4 protein-coding genes are annotated in these 3,172 nt (G+C 64.4%); 1 reads left to right on the top strand and 3 read right to left on the bottom strand.

The window, feature by feature from the left end; genetic code table 11:
- Positions 1-207 precede the first annotated feature (207 nt).
- Positions 208-630, bottom strand: a complete 423-nt coding sequence (locus tag ACY693_RS17195) for a hypothetical protein (RefSeq protein ID WP_462323034.1) — start codon at positions 628-630, stop codon at positions 208-210.
- Positions 621-1,637, bottom strand: coding sequence for an aldo/keto reductase (locus ACY693_RS17190; RefSeq protein ID WP_462323033.1), 1,017 nt, complete (start codon positions 1,635-1,637; stop codon positions 621-623). The genes ACY693_RS17195 and ACY693_RS17190 overlap by 10 nt, the downstream gene beginning before the upstream one ends.
- Positions 1,638-1,794: 157 nt before the next feature.
- Between ACY693_RS17190 and ACY693_RS17185 the strand changes: the two genes are divergently transcribed.
- A complete protein-coding gene (locus ACY693_RS17185; RefSeq protein WP_462323032.1) occupies positions 1,795-2,355 on the top strand; it encodes an MOSC domain-containing protein in 561 nt (186 codons plus the stop codon).
- A 130-nt stretch (positions 2,356-2,485) separates the two neighbouring features.
- Here ACY693_RS17185 and ACY693_RS17180 read toward each other — a convergent pair.
- On the bottom strand, positions 2,486-3,172 hold a 687-nt coding region (locus ACY693_RS17180), incomplete at its 5' end, for a tetratricopeptide repeat protein (protein WP_462323031.1).

Genomic DNA, 3,172 nt, shown 5'->3' with positions numbered 1-3,172 from the left:
GGTCATCGGCCAAGGCGCTCGTGCGCAAGGCGTCGCCTGGATGACGACCGGAACACGGCCAATCTCGACGGACCCCGTGCCGGTGTGCTGTGATCTCGCTCCTCAGATGACCGTCCCTTATGACGGCCTCGGCGCCTCAATGGCGTGGTTCCTCATCACTGCAGGGTGCGCCGTAGTTGGCCTGGGTCAGTCAGCTGAAGATGGATGTCACCGTTTGCTGCGGTCAGACTCCTGCGCATGGTTGGCACCGGTCGTGCGTCCAAGTGGCGATCGGATGACGCGCGAGACCATCGATGGCGCATCCTCGCCAAAGGCGCCGCCCATCAGCCCGACCTTCAAGCGCGACAGCCCCACACTGCGATAGCGCGCGCACAGCGGGCAGCCCTGGTCAAAGCGCCCCTGCTCGGTGACCAGATAACGGATCTGGCACTGCGGACAGTCTCTCAGGTGGGCACTGCCCATGCGCAGATCACGCGCCAGCATCCAGCACAGCGTCATCTCCAGGCTGTTGTTCGGACCCAATAGCCTCTGCGCCAGATCATGCGCCTGGATCATCGCCGCAATCGACCTCGAGCGCCGATCCAGCCCGCCTGCACCGCTGGAGCGTGTCAGGCGGCGTGTCAATTCCACGCGAGCTGAGCGCGCGTCTGCCAGTATGCAGCCGGGTCCTCCGTCACTGCCCCGGTCAACGCTTCAGCCTCAGCCTCAGCATCCCAAGGGATGTCCACAGCGTTCAGATTCGAGTGCAGCTGCGCCTCAGTCGCCGCGCCGCTGAACACAACCGAGGCCCAGGGCCGGGCGAGGGCGGCCGCCAGCGCTACCGCGTCGAGTGAGGCCTTGAACCGACCGGCGAGGGTCTCGAGCCGCTGCCGTCGGGCCTGAAAGCTTGCCGCCTGATTGCGCTCGGTGAGACGCCCATTGGCCAGGGCTTCTTTGATGATCACGGCCAGCCCTTCTCGATGCGCCGTGTTCAACGCTGCCCCGGCTGAGGGCTCGAGCAGGTTCCAAGTCGCCTGCACGGCATCGAACAGGCGCACGCCATCGACCTGCAGGGTCAACGCCTTCTCCAGCGTGACGGACTGCCGCGGACCACTCAAGGTCAGCCCGATGCGCGTTCCAGCAGCCTTCAGTCGTGCAAGCTCTGCATGCACGGCCTGGTCATCGAGCACCCCGCTGTCCAGCGTGGCGGAATGGATCTGATACAGGTCCAGAGAGCCGCCCAGGTTGGCTTGGGTCTCCAGCCACTGTCGCTGCAGCACTGCGAGCGAATGGTCCTTGACCTCATGCTGCTCGGCCTCGATTCGCCAGTCGGCGGTGTAGGTATAGCCCCACTTCGAGGCGATGGTCACGAAATCGGCCGGCACCTCGCGTGAGCGCAGCCAGTCGCCCAGGAAGGCCTCGCCGCGACCATAGGAGCGGGCGGTGTCGAAATAGCCGATCCCAGCACGCCAGGCGGTATCGAGCACCGCGAAGGCGCGTTCGCGCATCGCTTCGATACTGCGGCCAGTGCGGGTATCCTCGCCATGGCCGAGGTTGATGTAACCGGGACGTCCCAAGGCGGCGAGTCCAAGTCCGAGTCTGGCCGGATGTTGTTGGCTGACGACGGGATGTGATGCTGAATGGGTTGGCTGGGGCATGATCAAGCGCAGGGGCTATTCAAACGGGGTTGGTTGGATTGGGGCACGCGTTCATCGGTGACGCGCCGCGCCGAGTCCGAGCACAAGGGCCAGACTCCGCCTGAATGCCCACAGCGTCTGTATGATGGAAGCCATGATCTTACCCAAGAACAGCCCTTTGGCGTCGCTGATGCAGACCTTTCCCCGGCCTGGCCGTCTGGACTGGATCGGCCTGCGACCGGCGAAGCGCGCTGTGTTGATCCAGGTCGAGGCCGCGCAGGCCATCACCGGCGCGGGTCTTGAGGGCGATCACTACGGCGGCCGCACGGGCAACCGCGGCATCACACTGCTGCAGTCCGAACATCTGCCGGTGATCGCTGCGTTGACTGGTGCTGAGGAGATAACGCCGGCCACGCTGCGGCGCAACCTGCTGGTGTCCGGCATCAACCTGGCGGCGCTCAAGGGACAGCGCTTTCAGATCGGCGAGGTGGTGCTGGAGGGCATGAGCTTTGCTCATCCCTGCTCACGCATGGAGGAGGTCTTAGGGCCGGGCGGCTACAACGCCATGCGCGGCCATGGCGGACTCTGCGCGCGCGTGATCCAGGGCGGGCAGCTGCGCGTCGGTGACGCCGTGGTCGCTGCAGATGCCGATGCCGTTTCCTGCGTATCTACCGCCGCAACTTCCCGTGTTGCGGCGAGCCCGGCTCTGGAACAAGACGTTTCAAAAGGGCCGATATGACCCGCTCAGCCTCCATGCACTTCCTCACCTTCTCCGACATCGCCGTCGACCTGCGTGATTCGCAAACGGGACTGACGGGAGATCAAGCAGGCATTATCAGTGGAGCTGTGCGTCCCGAAAGGGATCATCTTCACTGACGTCTTGCGCCCGGCCCGACCAGCGATGCGAGCCGTTCGCTGAACTCCTGCAAGAGGTTTGGTCGATCCAACGCGCGCTTGATCTGCCGGAAGCGGCGCACATCGTCCTCGTCCTCGATCATGGATTCCAGATTCGACAGCAGCTTCTGCGCCCCCTCTTCTTCGCCCTTGGCCTGGTGCACCCTGGCCAGCGCGCCATAGAGCGCGAACGCCTCTTGGATGTGCAGCTGCTCGCGCTCGATCAAGCCGTCAAGCAGGTCATGGGCGTCATCGATCGCGCCCTGCTCAATCAACATCTGCGCCAGGTTGCAGCGGGCAAACAGGTACTGCGGATGGTCGGCAACCACCTCGCGCAGCAGCTGCATCGCCTCCGCATGGCGATTCTGCAGGGTGCGCACTGACGCCAGGTTGCCGCGTGCGACCGCATGCTTGGGCACGCGTTCAAGGATGCGGTTGAGCCGTTGTTCCGCCGCATCGGCCTGACCCTGGTTGAACAGGACGATCGACTCATTGAGCAGCGCCGCGAGGTCTGCGGGGAGATCGGTGGGTTTGTGCGCACGGGAAATCTCGGTATTGAAGAGCCTGATCGGCTTCAGCTCACCACGGTCCCAGACCTCGATGGTCTCATCACGGGCGATCTGGCCCTTGGCGCGCAGGAAATGGAGCAGATCGAAACGCTC

It is taken from the genome of Halochromatium sp., assembly GCF_054919635.1.
This window is presented reverse-complemented; position numbering and strand designations above follow the sequence as displayed.

Bases quoted from the DNA above. Each gene is read 5' to 3' on its own strand.
- ACY693_RS17190 (WP_462323033.1), bottom strand. From the start codon at position 1,637: ATGCCCCAGCCAACCCATTCAGCATCACATCCCGTCGTCAGCCAACAA.